This is a genomic window from Photobacterium damselae (assembly GCF_003026815.1).
Taxonomy (GTDB): Bacteria; Pseudomonadota; Gammaproteobacteria; order Enterobacterales; family Vibrionaceae; genus Photobacterium; species Photobacterium damselae.
In genome coordinates, this window is the sequence record NZ_PYOG01000026.1 from 23821 (window position 1) to 47774 (window position 23954).

Here is a 23954-nt window from a genome sequence, read left to right on the forward strand (position 1 = left end):
AGGCTGTCTTATTCTCCAATTATCCCTTCTTCTTACATTAAAGTTGCTCTCCAATTCAACATAGTGCTACTTCACTGGTCATAAATGCGTTAAGATGCCCTCCTTTTATTTTACCTAGATCATCAATTACCCATGACAATTGCTACAGCACTAACCAGCTTTACAGAACTTGCCCTAATTCAGCCTTTACTCGCTCGTGTAACCGAGTCGGGATACCAGCAGCCAACACCAATTCAAGGACAAGTAATTCCGAATGTATTAGCAGGACGTGATGTAATTGCAGGAGCCAATACGGGTGCAGGTAAAACCGCGGCATTTGCGCTTCCTATCTTACAAGAGCTTTATTCACAGAAGCAGTCAGACCAAACTCATGGTCGTCGTGGTAACTTTGTTTCTGCACTTGTTTTAGTACCGACTCGTGAACTGGCTCGACAGGTTGCTGACAGCATCACTTCGTACTCTGCTCATTTTAATGGGGCGATTAAGACTGCTGCTGTATACGGTGGTGTTTCCACTAATGCTCAGATGCTAGAGCTACGTCATGGTGCAGATATTTTAGTTGCGACACCTGGTCGTTTACTTGATTTAGTTGATCACAATGCAATCAAACTTGATCGCGTTAAAACCCTAGTCCTTGATGAAGCCGATCGCATGCTTAGCCTTGGCTTTACTGAAGAGCTAACAAACGTTCTAAATCAGTTGCCAAAGCAGAAACAAACACTGCTATTTTCAGCTACATTCCCAGAACAGGTTCAGTCGCTAACTCAAGATCTACTGAATAACCCAGTAGAAATCCAAATTCAAAGTGATGATGCTAGCACCATTGAACAACACGTATACACTGTAAATAAAGGTGAAAAAACTGCAGTTCTGGCTCATCTTATTAAGCAGAATCAATGGCGACAGGCGCTAGTATTTGTTGCAGCAAAAAACAGCTGTAAACACCTCGCTGAAAAACTACATAAGCGTGGTATTGAAGCTGAAGTTTTCCATGGTGATAAAGCACAAAGCTCTCGTACTCGTATCATTGAAGATTTCAAATCAGGTAAAATTGAAGTCTTAATTGCAACCGATATTGCTGCCCGTGGTCTAGATATTGAAAAACTTCCTGTCGTTATTAACGTTGACTTACCTCGAAGCCCATCCGATTACATGCACCGTATTGGTCGTAGTGGCCGTGCTGGTGAAGCTGGTTTAGCGATCTCTTTGATTGATTATGAAGACTTCCATCACTTCAAAGTTATTGAGAAGAAAAACAAAATCCGTCTTGAGCGCGAGCAAGTTGCTGGCTTTGAGTTTGATGAAGCCAAAGCGAAAAAGATGCTTGATGTGAAAAAACCTATGGCCAAACCAGAAGGTACAGGCAAGAAAAAACGCAAAAAGAAACAAGCAGCCCAGCAAGCAGACGTTTGGTTGAAGAACTCTTAATTTTCTTGAGCTTAATAAATCACATAAAAGGCAGCAGTGGCTGCCTTTTGTATAAATAACAATTTGATCAACCGAAGCAAAAAATAAGGTATGGTGATGTGTCACTGTGGTTTTTCATCACCCTATATATTTCTTAATAAATAAGAGCTAACCCAATGTCTAACATCGTTCAGTTTTCTGCGTTTAGTAATAAGAAAAATAATGCGTCTTCTCCAGCCACGCAGCTAAGTCCTAAAGAATTGAGAGAGCAAGCCGCATTAGAGCAAGAAAATCACTGTTACTTTTGTGGGACTCATAAAGACTCTAAAGATCTACATTGGCTGATTAAGGTTGGATTCAAACCCAAAACTCATGTTATTTGCAATGCCTGTACTTCAGATGCTAAGTCAAATTCAATGGATGATTTACGGATAATTCTTGCATTGAAAGCAATGAACTTTAAAACCATTAAGCTAAAACAATATCTAGAATTACGAGAAAACGGTGTTCAGATAGAGGGGATTCGCGAGTATAAATTCTACTTTGAAACAGTATGATATTTGGTCATCTTACAAACATAAAAAATGCGCCCCTTTAAGCGCATTTCTATACCCGTCAACAAAGTCTGATCCTATTCAACAATTAACGTTGTGATCTGCCCTTTATGACGAAAATGTTTAATACGTGTGTTACCAATATTAACGTAAGAAACATTCTGCTTGCGGCTCAACTCTAATCGACTTAGCGGATTATTACTGACGTTCACCACTTTAATATCATCATTATCGCTTACATCTAAATACGCAAGACGATTACCTTCAAGGCTAACAACCTTCAAATTTTCATTATCACTGATATCAAGATGCTGCAGTTTATTAAACGCCAGATCTAAAGTTTCTAAATTCTGAAAGTTAGTAATTTCACTTGCAGAAGTAATACCATAATGAGAACAATCAAGCTCAGTAAACTGACTGGTATCAGTTATCCCTTTTTTTAAAACACACGCCTTAAATTTAGGGTCTTTAAATGGAATTTCATACACACTTGCATAATGCTGTGCGCAACCTGACAGCCATAAGCTACACGCAGCGATCCCGACCCAGCCCAGTTTTGTTCTCATACTAACCTTATTACTCATTTCTTAGTGGTCTAATAACCGATTCTAATCCTTCGACCCTAAATTCAAGCGCAAGTGCCATCAGCAAGCCTAGTTCACCTTCAGGAAAGCCTTTTTTCTGGAACCAAAGCAAATACTCTTCTGGTAGATCGATGATCACTCGGCCACTGTATTTACCAAATGGCATCTTAGTATTTGCTAATTTCACCAAATGTTCTTTATTAAACATCACTTAGCCTGCTTGCTGTAAATTAGCCGTTAAACACTCAGCCACCACTTGTTTTAACAAGAAAGTTTCACGTTCAATAGACAAACCTTTTTTGTCACTTTCTTGAATGGTTTTTTCGTTGTGAGCAATAGCGTCAAAAATATTGATCCATACCGGACGCATACCATTTTTCACTTCATAATCTTCTAGTCGAGTTTGACCTAACTGACGATCGATTTCACAAGTAAAACAGTATGACTCCATATGAACAATATCAAAATCTGGTTTATACCAAGGACGGTATTCTTCATATAGACCAAACTCTTTAATGTTACGTATATTTTGTGCGCCAGTCTCTTCTTCAAGCTCTCGGATCATCCCAGCCACAATATCTTCACCAGCATCCACACCACCGCCAGGCAGAGAGTAATCATGATAGCGCTCGGTGTACAATAATAAGATATCTTCACCATCTAGAATGATGGCACGAGCAGCTAAACGATGAAACATAGAGCCTGATAAATCGGTAAGATCTGGATGAGTTGTTGAGCGAAGTAAGCGCATGATGATTGAATTCTAGTAAATAATAAGGCTCGGCATTGTACCTAGGGTTAGCCTTGAGCTCAAATGCTCTCTCTCTTTTCTCCGCCCAAAAATATTTTAATAAACCGCAGCGGTAACACTATTCTGATAAGGCTTGGTTCATCCGATTTATCACATTCAAAGTCGCAGAACCGTTGTAGAGTCCCAACGCAGTTAGAATACAATTTGCCCCTAAATAATGGCGATGATAAAAAGTATTTTGAGTATCAAAAAAGGCAGAGATCCCAGTCTTTATCAGTTTCATTTTTGCCGACCAAGGGCGCTTTAATTGCCACTGAGAGATCGGGGCTTGGATAATATTGTCAGCAAGATCACACGGCTCATGACCTGGATATACTTGCCATGGTGAGCATAATGCATCTGGTAAATATGTCCGCACCCATGTCATATAAAATTGATGCTTTAATAATAACTGAGGCGGAATGCGATGAATGACATCTAACAGAGACTTGGCATAAAAAGGAAGATAAAAATCAAGACGATAGATGTCCATATCTTCATACGCTGAAACTAAATGCTGATGCTGATCGTTTTCCCATAAAAATAATTGGTACGCTTTAAAAAGATCAACATTGGCATATTTTGTGAGGCAAGCAATGATGGTTTTACGCAATTGCTGTTGAAGTTCAGCCGCCCCTTTAACAAGACGCTTGGGTATATACGCTTGCTGTAAATCGATATAAGCATCAGCAACAGCTTCTACACTACCCGATTCACACGCTTTAGCAATATCATCACTAAAGTACACCATACCTAAGCAGACACTCCCACCATTCCCCGACCAAAACAGTCTGGGACGCTCTACCTGCTGATAAAAACTAAAGTTCAAACGACGCCAATATTGACCTAAGCGATATTCCACACTAACAGCTTGAGTATCTTCCACTTCTATCTGGCGCAATCGAATATGACGAGTGTGAGCATATTGACTGGCATAAATATCATCTTGACTATTAGCTCTGGAAAAGTTGATACACTCAATAACCGTTCCCCGTTGATGTAACGCTTCCACCAGAACCCTAGAATCAAGACCTCCTGATAAAGTGCTCACCATATTATTATCTGATTTACGATATTTATTGAGAACCGATGAGAAAGTCTGCTCAAACAGAGACAATGCACTTTTTTCATTCAGTAACTGAGGCTGATAATCGCCCCAATTAAATCCAGTTTTTATAGATATACCCGAAAGATTGATGGTGAGTTGCTCCCCAGCTTGTACACTTCGCACATCTTGATAACGTGTTTTTCCCGCCAATGGGAAGCCTATAGTTGCAATCTCACTGATGGCATTCATATCCACGGTTAAATTCAAACCAAGCTTTGGATAAATTCGCTGACAAGAGCTGAATATAACCATTTGATTAATTTGCAGGTAATACAAAGGACGTAAAGACAAAGAATCAAAGCATACTGTAAGTTCTCGCTCAATTTTGTCATATTGCAAAGCGGTATAAGTTCCATCGGCTTTTTCTAGTGAGCGAGCCGATACACCATGAGAGAATAGATGGTTGGTATCTTGCGTTAAAGAAGCACTAATAAAAGTGTGACCTAATATGGTGGTTAACCGTGTATGATCTTCAGCCCAACTGGCTTCATGATAGCAACCTAGATCAACACGACAAAGATACAAATACCCATCGGTATATTCATAACGCGTGTCAGTTGCTCGTCGAGAAATGTGAGTTCGAATAAGATCTTCAATCCCATCAACAAATTCAGGATCGGTTTTATCTGGTTCTAATAAAAAAAATCCTGCAATAATACTCATCACATACTCACTTTGCGAAGACTCAATGAAATGCAGCAAGTTTTACGCCAAAGAAAAAGGCCCAGACAATGATTATCTGAGCCTTCTTAATTTTATGAATGAGTTAACAATTATTGAGCAGATTTTTGCTCTTGTTCTTCCTCTTCTTTTTCTGCCTGAATCTGTTCAACAACATCATCATAGCCTTTTGGCGGCGGCGTCCATCCTCGCTCAGATTTTGAATGACGATCGCCACGTTCGCGTTTCATTGCTTCACTTAAAGCGTCTTCTAACTGCATAAACAGTTCACGATAAGATGCGTTGAAACGATCATCTTCTGTGCTCTCTTTCCATGTCTGGAACAAAATATCTTTGCTTTGCGCTTCAGTCTCAACAAAAGCGGCTTTTTGCTGCTCTGCTTTAAACGGGTGAACCCCCATCTCTTTTAATACTTCAGTACCTAGAGCTAATGCTGAACGATAGGTTTCACTGATCACATAATCAGCACCTGCATTTCTTAACGAGTAATGGTGCCCTCGGTCGTATGCACGAGCCAATATTTTCACTTTTGGATAAGTATGTTTTACATGTTTAACCAAATCGATAGCGCGCTCTTTGTCATCTATAGCAACAACAAATACTTTCGCCTCAGCAATCCCAGTACTGTGAAGTAGATCATCTCGGGTAGCATCACCATAGAAACTTTTAATTCGAATTTGGCGCATGTTTTCAATTAGGCCTGCATCATGATCAAGCACTACCGTTTTAATACCATTTGCCACTAATAAACGGTTAACGATCTGACCGAAACGACCAATACCAGCAATAACAACCGTCCCTTCCTCATCAATCGTATCTGCTTCGCGATCATTAATGGATTCGGCAAAGCGCGGTTCAATCACTCGATCAAACAAAATAAATAACCCAGGGGTTAGGAACATGGACAGAGCGACAACCAGCGATAAGGTTTGGGAGATCTCAACCGGTAACACATGATTTTGTACGGTATAGCTTAGTAACACAAAACCAAATTCACCCGCTTGCGCCAAACTTAACGCAAACAACCAGCGATCACGTCCTTTCACTTTAAAGATAAATGACAGCAGTAATAGTACCAGAGCTTTAATTAACATCACGCCAAGTGTCATGCCAATAACAATACCAAACTGATCAAATAGAACATTAAAGTCGATGCCTGCACCCACAGTAATAAAGAACAAACCAAGTAATAGGCCTTTAAATGGCTCAATGTTTGACTCTAATTCATGACGGAACTCACTGTTAGCAAGTACGACACCAGCAAGGAAAGTACCAAGAGCGGGAGACAATCCAACCAGACTCATTAGCGCCGCAATACCTATCACTAACATAAGCGCAGTTGCGGTAAAGATTTCTCTCAAGCCAGATGAAGCGACAAAGCGAAACAGAGGGCGGCTTAAATAATGTCCACCAACAACGACACCAACAATAGCTAAAATAACCACTAGCGCATAAGCCCAGCCAGGTAATCCCGCAACTAAACTTAATGAATCATGATGTTCGGCTACTTGCTGAGCGGCACTTTGCGCTTTGGCAACAAGATCAGGCAGCGCTAAGAGCGGAATTAAGGCCAACATCGGGATCACGGCAATATCTTGGAATAACAGCACCGAAAAGGCTGTACGCCCGCCCTCTGTTTTACTCAGCCCTTTTTCATTAAAGGTTTGCAGTACAATCGCCGTTGATGACAGAGAGAAAATAAGACCTATGGTTAATGCAATAGTCCAGCCAATACCAAAGGCCATCGCAATACCCATCACGACAAGAGTTGATAAGCCTACTTGTAAGCCACCTAACCCTATTAATCGATGACGCATATCCCATAGCATACGCGGTTCTAATTCTAGGCCGACAAGGAACAACATCATAACAACGCCAAACTCGGCAAAGTGCTGAATAGTCGTTGTTTCACTGCCAACCAAGCCAATAACAGGGCCAATAACAACACCTGCAATTAAGTAGCCCAACACCGAGCCCAGACCTAAACGCTTAGCAATAGGTACAGCAATAACAGCAGCAAAAAGGTAGATAAAGGCCTGAAGAAAATATCCCGTCATGCTCGTTAGTCCTTAATCAATTCTGGTAAATGGTGATTGAGTTTAGATAGCGTTTTAGCCAGCGCTAAATCAAACTTATTGTCTCGCAATGCAATCAACACCTGTTTCCAATTATTAATGTGCGATCCCACACGATGTTCTTCCACTGCAGTACGGGCTCCAAATAAAGCAAACGGAGCGATAAAGTCCATACCGGTTAGATCCGCCATCTGCTCAAGGGGCTGTAATAACTCTCGAATAGTGTAATGGTTATAACCTTCATGACGATACGCAGATTCAGCACCACCAGCCGTTAATGCACACAAAAAGGTTTTACCGTGTAGCTTAGTTCCTTCGGAGCCGTAGGCAAATCCATACTCTAAAACTAAATCTTGCCATTCTTTTAAAATTGCCGGTGTGGAGTACCAATAAAGTGGGAACATAAAGATAATAATATCGTGCTCACACAGGCGTTGCTGTTCACGGTCGATATTAATACGAAACGTCGGGTACTCCGCGTATAAATCCACAGTTGTTACATTGTCGACTGTTTGAGATGCACGAAATAGGGGAAAATTAACTTCTGAGCGCTCAGGAGATGGGTGAGCAAATAATAAGAGAATCTTTTTCTTTTCTGCCATAACTTCCTTCTTTTTTTTTATTCTATGACAACTTGCTAGCCATAATTTCAATTTGTCTTAGGTTTTAGTCCAAATATGACAGAAAAACAATCAATTAGTTCCGCTATCACGGCCTTCAATCATACCTTAAACAGATAGTTCTAAGGTGAACAAATCGCAAAAGATCACAATAAAATGTTTTTTTGCGTTATTTTACACACTTAGCAAATTCGAGATTTTCATTAGAATGTTTTATCTTAGATGAAATTCAATTTACTTGTTGCTGCTTAGCGGAAATATCACCATGAATAATTTTACGTTTTCTAGTCCAAGCCAAATATTCTTTGGGAAAGGTCAAATAGAAGCGATCTCGCATGCGATTCCTAAAGAGAAGAAGGTCTTGGTCATTTACGGTGGTGGCTCAATTAAACAAAACGGAGTCTACGAGCAAGTAAGCCGAGCTCTTGACGGTTTCCAATGGGGCGAATTTTCCGGTATTGAACCCAATCCTCAGTACGACACTCTAATGCAAGCCGTTACAGTAATCCGAGAACAAGGCTATGATTACCTTCTTGCTGTAGGTGGCGGTTCTGTTATCGATGGCACAAAATTTATCGCAGCCGCCGTTCATTTTACCGATGAGCCTTGGAACCTATTAAGTAAGAAAGCACCATTCCATGACCCTCTTCCATTAGGTTGTGTATTGACACTACCGGCAACAGGTTCTGAAACAAATAGCGGCGCTGTTATCTCTCGAGGTAATGACAAACTCTCATTTGGTTCTCCAAGTTTGAAACCCCAGTTAGCGATTTTGGATCCTACAACCACTTTTAGTTTGTCTGCGAAACAAACGGCTAACGGCGTTGTTGATGCCTTTGTTCATGTGATGGAGCAGTATCTTACCTACCCAGTCGATGCCAAAGTTCAAGACCGTTTTGCCGAAGGCCTATTGCATACTTTGATCGAAGAAGGTCCAAAAGCACTTGCTGATCCTGAAAATTACGATGTTCGAGCCAATATTATGTGGGCAGCGACTCAGGCGCTCAATGGTATTATCGGTGTAGGTGTTCCTCAAGATTGGACCAGTCACCATATTGGTCATGAGTTAACGGCACACTTTGGTATTGACCATGGCCGAACCTTAAGTATTGTTCTGCCAGGTGTTATGCAAGAGTGTCGTACTGAAAAAAGTGCGAAAATTTTACAATATGGCGAACGCATTTTTGGTCTTACACAAGGCACAGAACAAGAAAGAATAGATTCAGCTATTACCCATACCATCTCATTTTTTCAACAGATGGGGATGCCGACATCATTAGCGGAAGAAGGTCTCGATCATCATGCTATTGATATCGTGCTACAAGGCATGCAAAAACATGGGATGACCACAGAAGGTGAGCATCAAACTGTGACTTTATCGCGCAGCCGCGCCATTTTAGAATTTGTACTATAACGATAATATCCAAGGAAGATTATGATCAAGCTTGCTGTTGTTGGAACCAATTGGATCACCGATCAATTTGTTGAAGTGGCTCTTGCCACCGAACAATTTTCACTCAAGGCTGTTTATTCAAGAGATATACAACGAGCACAAGAGTTTGGCTTGAAATATCATGCCACCCATTACTATGACAAGTTAGAACAACTGGCAGACGATACAGAAATTGATGCGGTATATATTGCCAGTCCAAACGCATTACATGCCCCACAAGCCATAACACTTATGCAATCGGGCAAACACGTTATTTGTGAAAAACCATTAGGCTCAAACTATAACCAAGTACAGCAAATGTTTGCGGCTGCCCACAGCAATAACGTCGTGTTATTTGAAGCTTTTATGTCTCCTTATCAGCCTAACTTTCAGGTAATTAAAGATCAATTACCTAGTCTAGGAGCTCTTAGAAAAGCACAAATTAGTTATTGCCAATACTCTTCTCGCTATCAAAAATATTTAAATGGTGAGAATCCCAATACCTTTAACCCTGAGTTTTCTAATGGCTCAATTGTCGATATTGGTTATTACTGTGTCGCAAGCGCTATTGAACTTTTTGGCGAACCGCAAACTATAAAAGCGACAGCTCACCTCTTAGAATCGGGAGTGGATGGTAGTGGCTGTGTATTACTGGGCTATGAGGAATTTGATGTAGTAATTATGCACTCAAAAATCAGTAATTCTTATGTCCCAAGTGAGTTTCAAGGTGAAGATGCAAACTTACTGGTTGATATGATATCTACCGGACGAGGCGTAACTAAAATCAGTCGCCAGGGCGCTCAAACCGATCTGACTTTAGTTCAACATTCAAACTCTATGTTCTATGAAGCACACGCTTTTGCCCAACGGATACAGCAGGGGAAAATAGATCCTAAAGAACAGCAAAGATCGCTTATTGTCGCAAAAGTACTAACAGAGATACGGCGTCAAACAGGGGTAATATTTCCAGCGGATAACATCATCGAATAACGACTGGACACAATATATCCAAGTTCGAGATTCGAGATTCGAGATTCGAGATTCGAGATTTAGCGAAAATAATTTAGGTATTAAATAGAAACAAAAAGAGCCATTAAAATAATGGCTCTTTTATCTGGATATGAACTCTCTCTTACTCAGGCAACCGAAACGGTAAAACGTTGACGAGTAACCTCTCCCCAATAAGGATCTGAGTAGATATCCTCAATGAATTGCTCATTGGTATAAGCACCAATTGCTCGACGCCAGAAAGCAATGGCATGCTCCGCGCCTTCAATTTGCTTACTTTCCCACTCACCAGGCATCATTGCAAACAGTTGATGGGCGAATCGCTGTCCTGCTTTATTTTTACGAAATAGTGGAACTACGTAGAAATCACACACTTCGCAATGAAGAGATCCATCTTCTGCCTCATCAACAGCAATAGCCGCTAAACCAGCAGGATGCTCATCAATATAGAGTAAGAAGCCTTTCACATTTCCACCGATTTCCGTATCTAAAGCAAACTTACCTTTCTGATCAGGAAATTTCTTGGTGAGCGGAGAAAATTCGGCTTCATAAGCTTGTGTTAGATTATAATAAATCTCAATATTTGATGGTGTTACGTCGACAATCTTCATCTAATCACCTTATGTTACCTAATTAAAAACCGCGAATATCCAGCTCATTTTGAATTAGCACAATACACTGAGAAGCAAACAGCATTTTTGGACCTAAGCTGATTGGCAATGTATTTAAACGCTTTAAGCTATTAATGGTTTTCTTTGGCATCGGAATATGGTCCGTTAATAAGAAACAAAGATCGCCTTCTAGTTCCTGTTCACGGAAATTAGTGCCTTTTTTATCTAATAAGAATAGTTGATAATCTTCAGCTAAGCGCTGAACAAGGCGCTCAAAACTCACTGTTTCTACAGTAATACCCGATTCAACTTCTCTTACTTGCTCTTTTGCCATACCAACAGATGCACCTAATGCACCTGCAATTTTATTAATAAGCGCCGCTTCGTGAAAACCACCAATATTGTGGATCTTACTCGACTCAAAACGAATGGTGCGTGAAAAATCGCGCGTACTTTCTAACACTAAATAAACAACAACATCATCACGATGAGATTGCGCGGTGAAAATGGCATTCATTAATACATGTGCCAAAATTTCAGAATGATCTTCTTGACCAACCGCAGCTACAAACGTGTCTTTATCTGTAGACGCAGCACGCGCCCGAACAACAAAAGCTCTCATCAATCTACTCTTTTTTATCAGTTACCTTGCCACATATTATCAACGGTTATGATCAAATTAGCGATCTATTTTATATTTTTTGTTGCTCATACAACATTATTGGTTATACTAGCCCTGTATTTTGTTGTATGGGTAACAATATGAAAGAAAAAATTTATCAAACTATTCTCTATTCTGTGGTTGGGTGTGCTTTGGCTTTCTCAGCATTTTTACTGATTTCAGATAATGTTGCCCCCTTTACGACACAAGCGACTTTATATAAACCTGTTGCCAATATTGCTCCTGAAGTCTCTGGGGTTATCACTCACGTTAATGTTGAGAATGGAGAGAACGTTCAACAAGGTCAGATCTTATTTACCATTGATCCTAAGCCATATCAGATTGCTGTTGCTCAAGCAGAAGCTGAGTTAAAACAAGCTCAAGATTCAAACTTGGCTATGTGGCAACAACTCGCTTCAGCTAAAGAGGGATTAACACAGAAAAACAGCCAGTGGCACAATGCGTTAAATACACTGCACCGCTATCAGGCTCTGAATAAGAAAGGCTTAACAACCCGTCAAGAGTTGGATAACGCTCAAACAACTGAACAAGTTGCCAAAAGCGCTATTGCTGCAGCCAAAGCTGAAGTTCTTCGTATTAAAGCGCAATTAGCTGGCGATAAAAACAGTGCAGCAGTTGAGTTAGCTTTAGCAAAATTACAGCAAGCAGAACTGAATTTAACTCATACTAAGGTTGTTGCTCAAACATCTGGAACTATCAGTAACTTACAAATAGAAACAGGAACTTATGTTAAAAGTGGCACTCCAGTTCTTTTTTTAGTGAACAATAACGACAGCTGGTTAAGTGCAGATTTTAACGAAAAAGGTATTTCGCATTTACAACCTAATACTCAGGTCTCAATTAGCTTTGATGCGTTACCAGGGCAAGTATTTACTGGGGTGATTGAAAATAAAGATGATGCTATTTACGATGCCAACAATCCTGAGACACGTTTATCAACCGTTGCTAATGATACCCGCTGGATCCGAGAGCAGCAGAAAATCCGAACTCGTATTGACGTTCAGCAATTAGATACCAACTTAATATCCGGTGCTCGTGCGAGTGTGGTAGTCAAAAACGGTAACCCGATTATTGATGCTATTAGTCGTATTTGGATTCACTGTGTAGCCCTATTCCGTTACGTATATTAATAGGAGTTAACAATGAAGTGGTTTAATAACATTATTAATAACAAAGATGCCCTTCGTGTTGCTCTAACGGTTACAGTGTGCATGATGCTGGGTAAATTGCTCCATTTAAACTCTCCTGTATATTTGGCGTTATATCCTGCCATTGTGATGACAAAAGTAAAAGATTATCGTTGGAGGGGGTTATTCAAAAGCCTATTTCCAACTTTGATCTCAGCAACACTGGCCATTATCACAACTGAAATTTTTCGAGATCATCCATTTATTATATGGACAATCAGTATCTTATTATTTGATACTTTGAGGAAAAAAGCAGATACCCCACCAAAAGTTGGCGCACTGTTTATGCCTACAATTAACTGGATTTTAAATATCGTCTTTGCTCAACATACCACAATGAATATGCCAGAGCGTATTCATGAAATTTTTATTGCGATGGTTATTACCGCGGTTGTTACTAAAGGTATGTTATGGCTATTACCTAAAGCAAAAGGGACAAAGCCACCTCAATTTAAACCATATCCCATTACCTTTGAACATCGACTAGTTTCTATAAGTTTGATGGGGATCGGACTCGGTTTTCTGATGATCGTTAATTTGGTCTCTGCCGCTTTTTGTATGGTGCCAGTTATTGCGGCTGCAACTCAATTTAATCGCCAGAATTATTTAAAAGTCATCAAAGGTCGTTTTTGGACTCAGGTAGGAGGATGTGCCATCGCTGCAATCTTCTCTATTTTGATGACAGGGCACCAAAACATGTTCTTCATTTATGGTATCGCTCTCTTTGTATTGCTTTATATCATTGCAGATCAAATGCATAATGACGATACTCCAGCTCAAAGAGATACACATGCGGACATTTTGTTAGCCACCGTACTGCCATTACAGTTATATATGAACAGCAGTGAACTAGGCCTATCAAGCACCTTTTTGCGAGGATGGGAGTTGGCGGTCACTCTAGGTATTTTATGGCTATTCCATCGATTAACCCAAACACGAGAGCACAATGGACAAACCCATAACGCACATTCCTGATCTTGATAGAAGCGTTCCCTTTATTATGGGGCTTGCTTATAAACAGTTTAGAACGCTAACTACTCACGCATTAGCTACCCAGTTTGATATTACATTGGAAATGCTTGGGGCATTACGAGTATTAGCACATTTAGGAGAAGTCCCACAACAAACGCTATCTGATGCGCTATGCCGTGAGCGTTCTGTCACAAAACGCCTAGTGGATAACTGTATTAAGCGTGAACTGATCAATGTAAAAAAAAGTGAGAACAATAAAAAAGTACGCTTACTGGTTATTACAGATAAAGGTCAACAAGTAAAAGAAGAAGCCAATAAGATCGTATCAGCTATTGTGAGCGATTATTTTTCACCATTATCTGATGATGAATACGCATTAATGCTAAAACTAAGCAAAAAGTTAATTCGAGAAGATCTTATGACTATATAAGCTGTAATGTGTTGAAGTTATTTGGGTATACCTAAATCGTTAAGCTCAAAATCGGTAGGAAAGATGGAATATCGATGCTGAGCTTAATTGTCTTTTTAATTAGCTCATTCTAACAAGTTATCTATCCTCTCTTCATTTTTTACCTTCCTTTGTCTTTCCCTACTACACACATATGTTATAACATCACACATAAATGTAATAAATATGACAAGGTTGAGCATCATTATGCTTTCTGATGGCAAAAAAATGAAATTTCGCTGGCTATCTATTGCTGCAACACTGCTTTATTCCAGCGCCGGATTAGCCCACCCCCACTCATGGATAGATATGAAAACCTATATCCATGGTACAGAGCAACAAATTACAGGATTTACTATGGAGTGGACGTTTGATGCGATGACGTCTGCCTATATGCTCGATGGCGAAGACATGTCACCAGATCACAAAGCTCAGACACTCAAACAAGTAGGCGATTCGGTGATGCATAATATGATCAACGAACACTATTTCACCTACTTTTATAATGGTGAACAACCAATCAAATATAAGTTGGCTGAAAATGGTGAGTTAACCCAAAATCGAACTAAACTTACCCTAACATTTGATCTTCCATTATCTAAGCCACAACCACTCACCAAAGATAGCTTAAAAGTATTGATATTTGAGCCAAGCTATTATGTTGATATGTCATGGAAAAAAAGCAAAGACGTTATTTTAGATCCTGAACTAGCAGCCGTTTGTAATGCTGAAATGATTGAACCAAACCCAACGCCAGAACAAATGAGTTATGCAATGTCCCTACCGCCAGATGCGGATCCTGATAATGCATTAGGGCAATTATTTACTCAAACAGTACGTTTACATTGTAAACCATCGAGCTAAGACAGGATGTAAATAGAACGACATGGAACAGATTCAAACATCATCACGCAAGTCTTCGTGGCTATCAATTGTGGTTATTCTAGGCTTAATTGGCTTGGCGTGTTACGAACTGTGGCAGGTATGGCCTAGTTTGGTACTCAGCAGTATAAAATGGCAACGCGAAATCAATGGTCAATTAAGTGATCTGCTTTATGATGCGAAAAACAATAGCTTAGCGGCAGGCATTTCATTAGCAGGTTTAAGCTTTATCTATGGTGCTCTACACTCTTTAGGTCCTGGGCACGGTAAAATGATCGTTACAACCTATTTAGCGACCAATCCAACCAAGATCAAAGCCAGTTTAACCATGACTATTGTTTCAGCACTCATGCAAGCGGTGGTGGCTGTTGCTTTAGTCTCAATCTTACTGGCTGTTTTTAATGCTTCAATGCGACAGATCAGTAGCCAAGCCGATCAATTTATTCTATTTAGCTCTTTTGCTGTTGTTGCTCTTGGCGCTTGGGTTGGATTAAAAGCGATTAAAAAGCTGATTCAAGCAAAATTTTCCACACCCCCAGAGATTAAACAGCAAGAATTAGCGGATAAATCAGCTCCAAAATTCACTATTTCAGCAATCAAACCTTTGCAGAGTTCAAGCTCAAACTCTATAAATGCAGTCAATACCAAACCCACGCCTGCACTTGCTTCTACCACGTTCCATACCCATCAACATGATAATAATGGAGTGTGTGGTTGTGGTCATAAGCATGTGGTTAGCGCTGACGAGATAAATAACGCGACAACATGGAAAGAGTACGCAGGCATTATCTTCAGTATCGGTATCCGGCCTTGTACTGGTGCAGTCATGGTCTTGCTGTTTGCAAATATGGTTGGTATCTATTGGTTAGGCGTCGTGAGTGCCTTTGTTATGGCATTAGGTACAGCTATGACCACCTCTATTATTGCGATTATGACCATCACCGGAAAGTCGTTGGTTAAACGCTATCTAAACCATAACCCTAACAGCAACAGTCAAGCAGGTACTTGGGCTCAACTAATTGGCGGTATTATTTTAGTGCTCTTTGGTTTATTACTTGTGAGTAGTCACAGCGCTGGGATCTCGCCAGTTTTGTGATAATCAAATCAGCACCTTATCAATATCATTTAAATAATATTGATAAGGTGCAATTCTCAAATTAAAGCGGCATCAAAATACCTAATGTTACATTAGGCGCTAAACGGCTAGGTAAATATGACTTTTTGAAATACGACAACTCTGCACCAACCCTCACTTGAAAAGGAGAGCTGTTATTAAAAACTAAAGCCCCCGCAATACTTGGGCCGTAAGATTCTTTTGTTTCCTTATCACGCCAGTAATAGCGAGCCCCTTTGTATTTTGCCACTCCCGCTTCTAACTGGACTGAATATATTCCCTTTGATTGTTCTTTATATTGAGTCCCTATACGATAGTGTGACATGGTTTCTTTATCTGATAAAAATGTTGAATCCATATAGCCAAAACTGCCATAAACACTTTCAACACTCATCACATCTTGTAGCCCAACTTGAGCTCCGAGTCCTAAATAATAAGGACCTAATTTAATATCTGGAGAAAAGTGGATATTAGCAGAGGCAGATGTACTCATTAATAAAGCAATAGCTAACCATTTTTTGTTCATTATATTCTCTCATCTATCATTGTTTATGAGAGCATCCTTGCTGATGAGAGAACAATAAAAAAGAGAGCGAATTATGGCTAACTCACTCTCTTTATATCGATCATAAATTCAATTTATTATCAGGTATCTTGTTGTTGATACCCGCGCAAGATCTTCTTCTCTTCAATGGTTGAGAGAATAAACATCATCACATAACCTAAACAAAGCGCAACAATGATTGATACCACATTGGCAGTAAATTCAGACAGAATATAATAAGCTGCGACTAAAGTTACGATACCACTGATACGAATCATTAAGCTTAATGTAAATTTTCCATGAGCCTTGATGTACGCCAATTGATAAGCGTTTAACATCATGAAAACAAAAAACATTGAGAAGTGAAAGAGAACTAAAACAGCGCCTTTGTATTGTGGAGGGAAAATAAACATCACAATCTCATTGCCCCAAAATAGCATTAAAGCAAAAAATACAGCACTAACAATAAAGGCTAATTTAAAGACCCAACGGCGAATGGCTTTGATCTCATCATGTTTACCTTGTCGTACACAGACCGAGAGTTCTGGCAATACAAAACGATAAATAGGAAAGACAAATAACATAGTCATATACGTAAATATTGGACGTACTACAACTTGAAAATCCCCCAATTCATCAATACTAAAATGGGTGATAGTAAGTAAAACCGCGATATAGATCATTAAGATACTTGCGCCTGCTTCTAAAGAGGCAGTAAAGCTTTTTTTCATGTAGTTGATCATATCTGAATTCAACTGAACATTTGTTATTGGCTTGGTTGCAATCTCTTTACGTCGCTGCCAATACATATAGTGAGCCACGATTAGTGACGACAACATCATACTATAAAACAGGGAAGCCAAAGCAGTGAAATGCAAACCGTAATAGCAAACTAAAAAGATCAATACATTGGAGATGGGCTCAATCCAAGTCACTTTATTCGAGATATGATACAAACGGTACATGGCAATCAGGTTAGTAAAATAGACCTTCATCCCCATCCCGATGATCACACCTACCATTTCAAAATAACTGACATTAATATGCAGCTCATGTTTGATATAGGGGATCACAATTCCCCAAGTGATCAATACCATCACGATCAAACTGAAACGAAATATATTAATAATATCGCGATCGTTATTAGTCTGACTAAAGCTAACGACCATAGATGAACGAAACCCTGTCATCAAAATCAACGACAAAGAAATGATATCAACGACTGAGTTAAATAAAGCTAAGTCACTTTTGGCGACCCATTGAGCTAGCCACACCTTAAACAGAAAACTGACCGAAATACTGGCTAACGTCGCCCAGATACCCGTGATAAACGCTTTTTGTAATTTAGTTAAGGAGTCAACTGGCTCAGGTGCACACGTTGATTGTTGTTCCATAAATTTAATACGCAAAAGTTATAAAATGCCGTGTTATTTTATCGTATTTTGGCCTACTGATCTCAATTCACACCTCATAAATGCGAAATATTATTATTCGCCGTACATTATTGTTACTTTTCCTTGCTAGATTTTAACTTTCTATTTTCTTCTTAGCTTCATATACAACTGGAAATAACACAACATATAGTGTGTAAATTAATCATAACAACTATATATGGATAATTTTAATATGAAACAGAGAGCAAGGTATTACATATTGTTGTGAAATGGGTTACTGTTGCGCCGCACTTTAGATAGGACAGAGATCATCATGACAAGCATTAAACCGACCATCATCTGTATTGAAGGAAATATTGGCTCAGGTAAGTCAACATTACTGCCAAAATTAGCAGCAATTTTACAAGCGACACCTATTCTTGAGCCTGCCGATACAGATCCTGAGTTTCAGCGTTTATTAGGACTGTTTAGCCATAATCCATCCGATGTTCATGCTCGTAATAACTTTCAGCGCTACATCACCTCTCAGCGAGCTAACCTATTAAAAGGGTTAGATTCTGATGGGTTATACATCATTGAGCGTTCACTATTAAGCGACTTAGTGTTTACGCATGCTTGTATGTCAAACTATGAAAATACACCAGAAGATGCTGCAACTCACATGGACTGTTATAAGCACCTAATTGCAAAAATCCATGATTATCCAACCATCGATTACTGTATCTATCTAAAAACAGATCCAAGTGTTGCTTTTAAGCGTATGAAGCAACGCGGTCGTGAAGAAGAATCATCATTAACCTTAGATTATTTGACTGATATTAGTGCATTCCACGATGCTGTATTACCTCAAGTTTGCCGAAAAATGGGCACACAATTGATCGAAATTAACTGGGATAACCCGGAAAGCCTACATAATCTCGTAGAGAAGCTGCGTTCATTACAGCTGCCTCTTGTTCCTATGGCTAATATTGCTTAAAACAAAAAACCGCAAGAATTATTGCGACTCTTGCGGTTTGTTTATGCGATTAGGATATGTCAGTTAATATCGTATTAACAAGCACTTCCAGTCCAAACGATTCGACGATAACGTTCCGGATTGGTATCTCCTTCCGTACTAAAAATCATAATAACTGAATCACGGTTTAGACCCATTTTCTCAGCCTGCTGACGTCCATCTTCTGTTGTAATCAATTGATGCAGAATTCCCATAGATAGTGCACCTGATTCACCACTTGTTACAACACTATCACCAGCTAATGGATTACCTAAAATACGCATACCCAGAGCTGCAACTTCATCTTTTGCAGAAATAAATGAGTGACTACAATCGCGTAAAATTGGCCACGTCACAGGGTTTGGTTCACCACACGCAAGGCCAGCCATAATCGATGTAAGATCGCCAGATACGTTTTCCATTTCCCCCTTAATACCAGAGCGATAAATGCAATCAGCCGCCGCAGGCTCACCAATAATAGCAGTAAACTTATCAGAACCTAATGCATCCGCGAAGTAACCTAAAACGCCACCAGCCATAGCACCCACACCTGCTTGAAGCATAATATGCGTTGGTTGTTCTGCAAGAGCTATAGCCTGCTCAAGAGCTTCATCTGCCATAGTCATATAACCTTGCGAAATCCATGTTGGAATCTGCTCATAACCTTCCCAGGCTGTATCTTGAACTAGCATCCAGCCATTTTCTTCTGCGGTTTTGTTAGCAAGGCGAACAGTATCGTCATAGTTTACATCTGTCACAATACATTCAGCTCCTAAGCCGCGAATACGTTCAACACTCGCTTGTGGAGAACCTTTAGGCATATAAACAACTGCTTTTTGACCCATCTCACGAGCAGCCCATGCAACACCAGTACCATGATTTCCGGCTGTTGCCGTTGTAAATACTAATGGTTGCTCAAGCTTAGAAGCGACTGTTTTTAAATCGATATCATTAATATCAACGTTAAGATGTTCAGCCAGAGCCTGTCCTAATGCATAGGATCCACCCAGAACTTTAAATGCATTAAGACCAAAACGTTTAGATTCATCTTTTACTAAAATACTTTTTACACCAAAAAGCTGGGCTAAGTTTGGCAAAGATACTAACGGTGTTGGGCTATAACCTTCAATTTTTTGATGAAATGTACGCGTTTCTTTCGCCATTTCTTGAGTAAATAACGGGCTAGTTTGACCCGAAAAATAAGAGTTTTGAGAGACTTTTAACATGGCATTCACTTTATATGTCGCAAGAATAGAGGGATAAGGCAAGAAATTAAATACTTGCCTTGAGATTCAGAAGATTACTTTTTAATAAAGGCGATTGCTTCTACTTCTACTAGTGCATCTTTTGGTAAGCGAGCAGCCTGAACACAAGAGCGAGCAGGCGCAATTTCAGTACCAAAAAACTCTGTATACACCTCATTAAATGCGGCAAAGTTTTCCATATCAGATAAGAAACACGTTGTTTTAAGAACGGTGTCCATAGATGCACCCGCTTGTTCTAAAATCGCCTTTAAGTTTGTTAGCGATTGGCGAGCTTGCTCTTTAATATCCCCTTCAGCAAAAGCCATCGTTTCAGGATCAAGCGGTAATTGGCCTGATGTGAAAACGATATCTTGAAATGCTAACGCTTGAGAATATGGACCAATAGCTGCAGGTGCTGAATCTGTGTGAATTTGAGTTTTCATGTTTTGTCTCTTGCTATCCGTAACTAAGATTTAAACTCGCGCAAATATTTATAAATGGCATGGCGAGTAATTCCAAGCCGATCAGAAACAATTGCTGTCGCTTCTTTTAATTCAAAGATGCCGTTTTCAAACAATAATTTCGTAATGGCTTTATTTCTACCTTTCAGATTTATTGAGACATCGTTTTCAATTTCAGTTATTGCGTGGTCGAGAGCATGATCAATAACGTCGTTAGCACAAGAGCTAAAGTTCTCACTCACCGCCATTGTGCTATGTCCCATATCTGGCATTAACGTTTTAATGATCTCTGGAAATGGGAAAGACAAATTCATATTGATACAAAACATACCTATTGGTCGGTTGTTCTCACCCATTAGAATGCAAGTTGTCGATTTCAATAGCGAGCCGTCTTTACTTTGAGTGAAATAACTTTTTGGAGTCACTTCTCCAGTCTTCTCATACGCACTTAGCATTCTTAACCCTAAATCCGTAATCGGTGAACCCAAAGTTCGACCTGTATGATGACCATTCACAATCTTCACAACTGATTTTTCGAAGTTTTCAAATGAATGAATCACCACTTCACTATGAGGCCCAATAAAATCTGCAATGGTATCAGCAAGTCGAAAATAAGAAGTCAAAATTTCTTTGTCTCTGTCACTGAATTTGGTTGCGAGTGAATCTAAAGTCTTGGTACTCATAACAAGTCACTATTGTTAACTAAAATTGATAAAACATTAAGGTAAAGATTATCACCTTTTGTCTCTAAAATCTAAATTCGTTAACTATAAGAAGCTAAAATCCCCTTTATAGCAACTCAAAAAGCAACTAAAGTTCAAAAAAGTTGACAGACATCACCAATCAAAACGTTCTACCACCCATTAGAGGTCACAAAAGTTAACCGTGAGAGTTTAGTCACATTATTCAGTTCATAAATACGTAAACTGCGCAGCATAACGTCAACAATAGTTAACCATAACAATTCAAAGTTAACTTGTTGTAACCGTATCATGTAATGAGGGAATACCTAGATGAATGACTATCTAATGCGTGGATTTGAGCAAGCTGAGTTTGAACAACGTACTGCTCGTGCTCAAAAAGTAATGCGTGAACTAGAGCTGGATGCCATGTTATTTACGACAGAGCCTAATGTTCGCTACTTTACTGGTTTTCATACTCAGTTTTGGCATAGTCCAACTCGCCCGTGGTTTTTAGTCATTCCAGCCGAAGGTAAGCCAACAGCTATCATCCCTGAAATTGGCGCAAGTGGTATGGCTGGTACATGGATTGATAACATCATTACTTGGCCTTCACCTCGCCCAGAAGATGATGGAATTAGCCTTGTTGCAAGCTTCCTTAATTCTTTACCTTGTCGCTTTGGTCGTGTTGGTGCAACTCTTGGCATCGAGTCACACCTGCGCATGCCAGTAAATAACTACCTAAAGCTAACAACGCTAGTAAAAAAATCCTTCGTTGATGTATCGCTGCCTATGCATGAAATTCGCCAAGTGAAATCTGCGGCTGAAATTGCCAAAGTAAAAGAGATTTGTCGCATTACAAATGTTGGTTTCGCAAAAGTTCCAGAATATGCAAAGGCAGGTATGACAGAGCGCGAAATTTGTAAACGTTTCCGTATTGATATGTTAATGGAAGGCGCAGATGAATGTCCTTACATCATTGCAGGTTCAGGTCCAGACGGCTACGACAGCATCATTATGGGTCCAACAGATCGTATTATCGAAGAGGGCGATGTGTTGATCATTGATACAGGTGCGGTACGTGATGGTTATTTCTCTGACTTTGACCGTAACTGGGCATTTGGTTCAGCAAGTGAGCAGACAAAAGCGGCGTATCGTGCGGTATATGAGGCAACAACTAAAGGCTTTGAAGCAGCGAAACCAGGTGCAACAACAACCGATATTTACAATGCAATGTGGTCGGTATTAGAAGCAAATGGTGCACTTGGTAATGATGTAGGTCGACTAGGCCATGGTCTAGGTATGGAGCTCACTGAACGCCCATCAAATACCGCAACAGATAATACTATTTTAAAACCTGGCATGGTGATGACGTTGGAACCAGGCATGGTATACGCACCAGGTAAATCAATGGTGCATGAAGAAAACATTGTGATTACAGAAGATGGCGCGCAATGGCTTTCTGAACGCGCAGAACCAGAGCTTATCGTAATTCAATAATCGTTTATCAATAAACTAAGGGGAGTGACGTGCTCCCCTCTAAAAACAAAATAACAAAAAGAAGAGTACCTCTACCCTATGAATACCTTAGATGAATTTAAACAATTCGAACAACCGTTAAGCTATATTGCTGCACCTCGTATCGACCGAACTCATATAGGACTTGTTCAGTTAAGTACGGATCATTCATTAGAAATGGATTGGGCTAAATTATTGGGTTCTCAAGCTGCTGTATTTAGTACCCGCATTTTCTATAACAGTGAAATGACACCGGAGGCACTAGATAATATTGCCAGTGGTATTAGTGAAGGCTCTGACTTAATTGCCTATGGGTTACCGATGGATGTAATGGCATTTGGTTGCACCTCCGCATCTATTATTATTGGTGAAGAACGCGTTGCTCAATTACTAACAGAGAACCGTGGCAATATTCCAGCAACAAATCCATGGACAGCCGCCAAAGCTGCATTCAAACATTTAGGGGCAAAGAAAATCGCCGTATTTTCGCCTTACCCAACAGAAGTTAACTTCCCCTTATATCAACAACTGACCAATGCTGGTTTTGAAGTTGTAGTTCTGGGCTCTCTAGGTATTGAACGAGATACTGATATTACAACTGTCTCCAAAGAATCTATGCTAACAGCTTTAGCGCAAATTCTACCTAATTCAGGTGCTGATTTAGTGTTTATGTCATGTACTAACCTACGAGTTTTAGACCATATCCAAGAAATTGAAGACCAATTTAATATTCCTGTCGTATGTAGTAATTCAGCCATGTTTTGGCATGCATTACACCTTACGGGCAAAACCGCATCATGCCCAGGATATGGCCGCTTATTAAACCTAACAGAGCAACGCAATTTAGACGTTGAATAGCTCCTTTTAGGTCGCACCACAAGCTAGCGTTACAGGTTAACGAAGCCCATAAATAGTGATGGAATTAGGCTGAAGAACTCAGCTTACGGGGGCTTTCGTCTCAAAT

Annotated in this window: 25 protein-coding genes; 12 read left to right on the plus strand and 13 right to left on the minus strand. The window is 39.8% G+C overall.

Going from position 1 to position 23954, the window contains the following annotated elements:
• The first annotated feature begins 132 nt into the window (after nt 1–132).
• Both CTN07_RS17750 and CTN07_RS17755 read left to right on the plus strand, forming a co-directional pair.
• Entirely contained in the window at nt 133–1428 is a 1296-nt protein-coding gene (locus CTN07_RS17750; RefSeq protein ID WP_005304247.1) for a DEAD/DEAH box helicase, read from the plus strand.
• Nucleotides 1429–1583: 155 nt separating this feature from the next.
• Entirely contained in the window at nt 1584–1964 is a 381-nt protein-coding gene (locus CTN07_RS17755) for a hypothetical protein (RefSeq protein ID WP_036765415.1), read from the plus strand.
• 74 nt (nt 1965–2038) lie between these two features.
• Here the strand turns inward: CTN07_RS17755 and CTN07_RS17760 are convergent, their stop codons facing one another.
• From CTN07_RS17760 to CTN07_RS17785, 6 genes are all read right to left on the minus strand, one after another.
• On the minus strand, nt 2039–2527 hold the full coding sequence (locus CTN07_RS17760; protein ID WP_086368229.1) for a leucine-rich repeat domain-containing protein: 489 nt from the start codon (nt 2525–2527) through the stop codon (nt 2039–2041).
• A gap of 10 nt (nt 2528–2537) precedes the next feature.
• Nucleotides 2538–2753: a DUF3820 family protein gene (locus tag CTN07_RS17765; protein ID WP_036765410.1), complete on the minus strand. Its 216-nt coding sequence runs from the start codon at nt 2751–2753 to the stop codon at nt 2538–2540.
• A gap of 3 nt (nt 2754–2756) precedes the next feature.
• Nucleotides 2757–3296, minus strand: coding sequence for an NUDIX hydrolase (locus CTN07_RS17770; protein ID WP_005304240.1), 540 nt, complete (start codon nt 3294–3296; stop codon nt 2757–2759).
• 118 nt (nt 3297–3414) lie between these two features.
• Nucleotides 3415–5106 carry an asparagine synthetase B family protein gene (locus CTN07_RS17775; RefSeq protein WP_005304237.1) on the minus strand — a complete coding sequence of 564 codons (1692 nt, stop codon included), beginning with the start codon at nt 5104–5106 and terminating at the stop codon, nt 3415–3417.
• 110 nt (nt 5107–5216) lie between these two features.
• Nucleotides 5217–7181: a monovalent cation:proton antiporter-2 (CPA2) family protein gene (locus CTN07_RS17780; protein ID WP_005304234.1), complete on the minus strand. Its 1965-nt coding sequence runs from the start codon at nt 7179–7181 to the stop codon at nt 5217–5219.
• Nucleotides 7182–7186: 5 nt separating this feature from the next.
• Nucleotides 7187–7801, minus strand: a complete 615-nt coding sequence (locus tag CTN07_RS17785) for an NAD(P)H-dependent oxidoreductase (protein WP_005304232.1) — start codon at nt 7799–7801, stop codon at nt 7187–7189.
• Between the two features lie 283 nt (nt 7802–8084).
• Between CTN07_RS17785 and CTN07_RS17790 the strand changes: the two genes are divergently transcribed.
• Together CTN07_RS17790 and CTN07_RS17795 are read left to right on the plus strand one after the other, a co-directional pair.
• Complete coding sequence (locus CTN07_RS17790; RefSeq protein WP_005304230.1) at nt 8085–9233, plus strand: iron-containing alcohol dehydrogenase; 1149 nt, start codon at nt 8085–8087, stop codon at nt 9231–9233.
• A 21-nt stretch (nt 9234–9254) separates the two neighbouring features.
• Nucleotides 9255–10241 carry a Gfo/Idh/MocA family protein gene (locus CTN07_RS17795; protein WP_005304227.1) on the plus strand — a complete coding sequence of 329 codons (987 nt, stop codon included), beginning with the start codon at nt 9255–9257 and terminating at the stop codon, nt 10239–10241.
• 146 nt (nt 10242–10387) lie between these two features.
• Here the strand turns inward: CTN07_RS17795 and CTN07_RS17800 are convergent, their stop codons facing one another.
• Together CTN07_RS17800 and trmY are read right to left on the minus strand one after the other, a co-directional pair.
• The gene (locus CTN07_RS17800) at nt 10388–10870 is read right to left on the minus strand and encodes a GNAT family N-acetyltransferase (RefSeq protein WP_036765407.1); all 483 of its coding nucleotides are present in this window, start codon (nt 10868–10870) and stop codon (nt 10388–10390) included.
• A 22-nt stretch (nt 10871–10892) separates the two neighbouring features.
• The gene (gene trmY, locus CTN07_RS17805) at nt 10893–11492 is read right to left on the minus strand and encodes a tRNA (pseudouridine(54)-N(1))-methyltransferase TrmY (RefSeq protein WP_005304224.1); all 600 of its coding nucleotides are present in this window, start codon (nt 11490–11492) and stop codon (nt 10893–10895) included.
• A 140-nt stretch (nt 11493–11632) separates the two neighbouring features.
• On the opposite strand from trmY, the gene CTN07_RS17810 reads away from it, so the two are divergent.
• The 5 genes from CTN07_RS17810 to CTN07_RS17830 all read left to right on the plus strand — a co-directional run bounded on the left by CTN07_RS17810 (nt 11633) and on the right by CTN07_RS17830 (nt 16137).
• A complete protein-coding gene (locus CTN07_RS17810; protein WP_005304221.1) occupies nt 11633–12682 on the plus strand; it encodes an HlyD family secretion protein in 1050 nt (349 codons plus the stop codon).
• Between the two features lie 12 nt (nt 12683–12694).
• Nucleotides 12695–13714, plus strand: coding sequence for a DUF2955 domain-containing protein (locus tag CTN07_RS17815; RefSeq protein ID WP_005304218.1), 1020 nt, complete (start codon nt 12695–12697; stop codon nt 13712–13714).
• Nucleotides 13686–14141: a MarR family winged helix-turn-helix transcriptional regulator gene (locus CTN07_RS17820; protein ID WP_036765403.1), complete on the plus strand. Its 456-nt coding sequence runs from the start codon at nt 13686–13688 to the stop codon at nt 14139–14141. The genes CTN07_RS17815 and CTN07_RS17820 overlap by 29 nt, the downstream gene beginning before the upstream one ends.
• 246 nt (nt 14142–14387) lie before the next feature.
• Entirely contained in the window at nt 14388–15023 is a 636-nt protein-coding gene (locus CTN07_RS17825; RefSeq protein WP_225314592.1) for a DUF1007 family protein, read from the plus strand.
• Between the two features lie 22 nt (nt 15024–15045).
• Nucleotides 15046–16137: a nickel/cobalt transporter gene (locus tag CTN07_RS17830; protein ID WP_005304212.1), complete on the plus strand. Its 1092-nt coding sequence runs from the start codon at nt 15046–15048 to the stop codon at nt 16135–16137.
• A gap of 61 nt (nt 16138–16198) precedes the next feature.
• On the opposite strand, the gene CTN07_RS17835 is transcribed toward CTN07_RS17830, so the two are convergent.
• Both CTN07_RS17835 and CTN07_RS17840 read right to left on the minus strand, forming a co-directional pair.
• Nucleotides 16199–16681 (minus strand): hypothetical protein, encoded by a 483-nt coding sequence (locus tag CTN07_RS17835; protein WP_085999149.1) that lies wholly within the window; start codon nt 16679–16681, stop codon nt 16199–16201.
• A gap of 119 nt (nt 16682–16800) precedes the next feature.
• Nucleotides 16801–18093: a lipopolysaccharide biosynthesis protein gene (locus tag CTN07_RS17840; protein ID WP_005304209.1), complete on the minus strand. Its 1293-nt coding sequence runs from the start codon at nt 18091–18093 to the stop codon at nt 16801–16803.
• A gap of 313 nt (nt 18094–18406) precedes the next feature.
• Here CTN07_RS17840 and CTN07_RS17845 point away from each other — a divergent pair, with 313 nt between their 5' ends.
• Nucleotides 18407–19069, plus strand: coding sequence for a deoxynucleoside kinase (locus CTN07_RS17845; RefSeq protein WP_005304207.1), 663 nt, complete (start codon nt 18407–18409; stop codon nt 19067–19069).
• A gap of 74 nt (nt 19070–19143) precedes the next feature.
• On the opposite strand, the gene dpaL is transcribed toward CTN07_RS17845, so the two are convergent.
• From dpaL to CTN07_RS17860, 3 genes are all read right to left on the minus strand, one after another.
• A complete protein-coding gene (dpaL, locus tag CTN07_RS17850) occupies nt 19144–20313 on the minus strand; it encodes a diaminopropionate ammonia-lyase (protein ID WP_005304204.1) in 1170 nt (389 codons plus the stop codon).
• Nucleotides 20314–20387: 74 nt separating this feature from the next.
• Nucleotides 20388–20774: a RidA family protein gene (locus tag CTN07_RS17855; RefSeq protein WP_005304200.1), complete on the minus strand. Its 387-nt coding sequence runs from the start codon at nt 20772–20774 to the stop codon at nt 20388–20390.
• Nucleotides 20775–20797: 23 nt separating this feature from the next.
• Entirely contained in the window at nt 20798–21475 is a 678-nt protein-coding gene (locus CTN07_RS17860; protein WP_005304198.1) for a helix-turn-helix transcriptional regulator, read from the minus strand.
• 330 nt (nt 21476–21805) lie between these two features.
• Here CTN07_RS17860 and CTN07_RS17865 point away from each other — a divergent pair, with 330 nt between their 5' ends.
• Together CTN07_RS17865 and CTN07_RS17870 are read left to right on the plus strand one after the other, a co-directional pair.
• On the plus strand, nt 21806–22972 hold the full coding sequence (locus CTN07_RS17865; RefSeq protein WP_005304196.1) for a M24 family metallopeptidase: 1167 nt from the start codon (nt 21806–21808) through the stop codon (nt 22970–22972).
• A gap of 78 nt (nt 22973–23050) precedes the next feature.
• Entirely contained in the window at nt 23051–23848 is a 798-nt protein-coding gene (locus CTN07_RS17870) for a maleate cis-trans isomerase family protein (protein WP_005304193.1), read from the plus strand.
• Nucleotides 23849–23954: the final 106 nt, after the last annotated feature.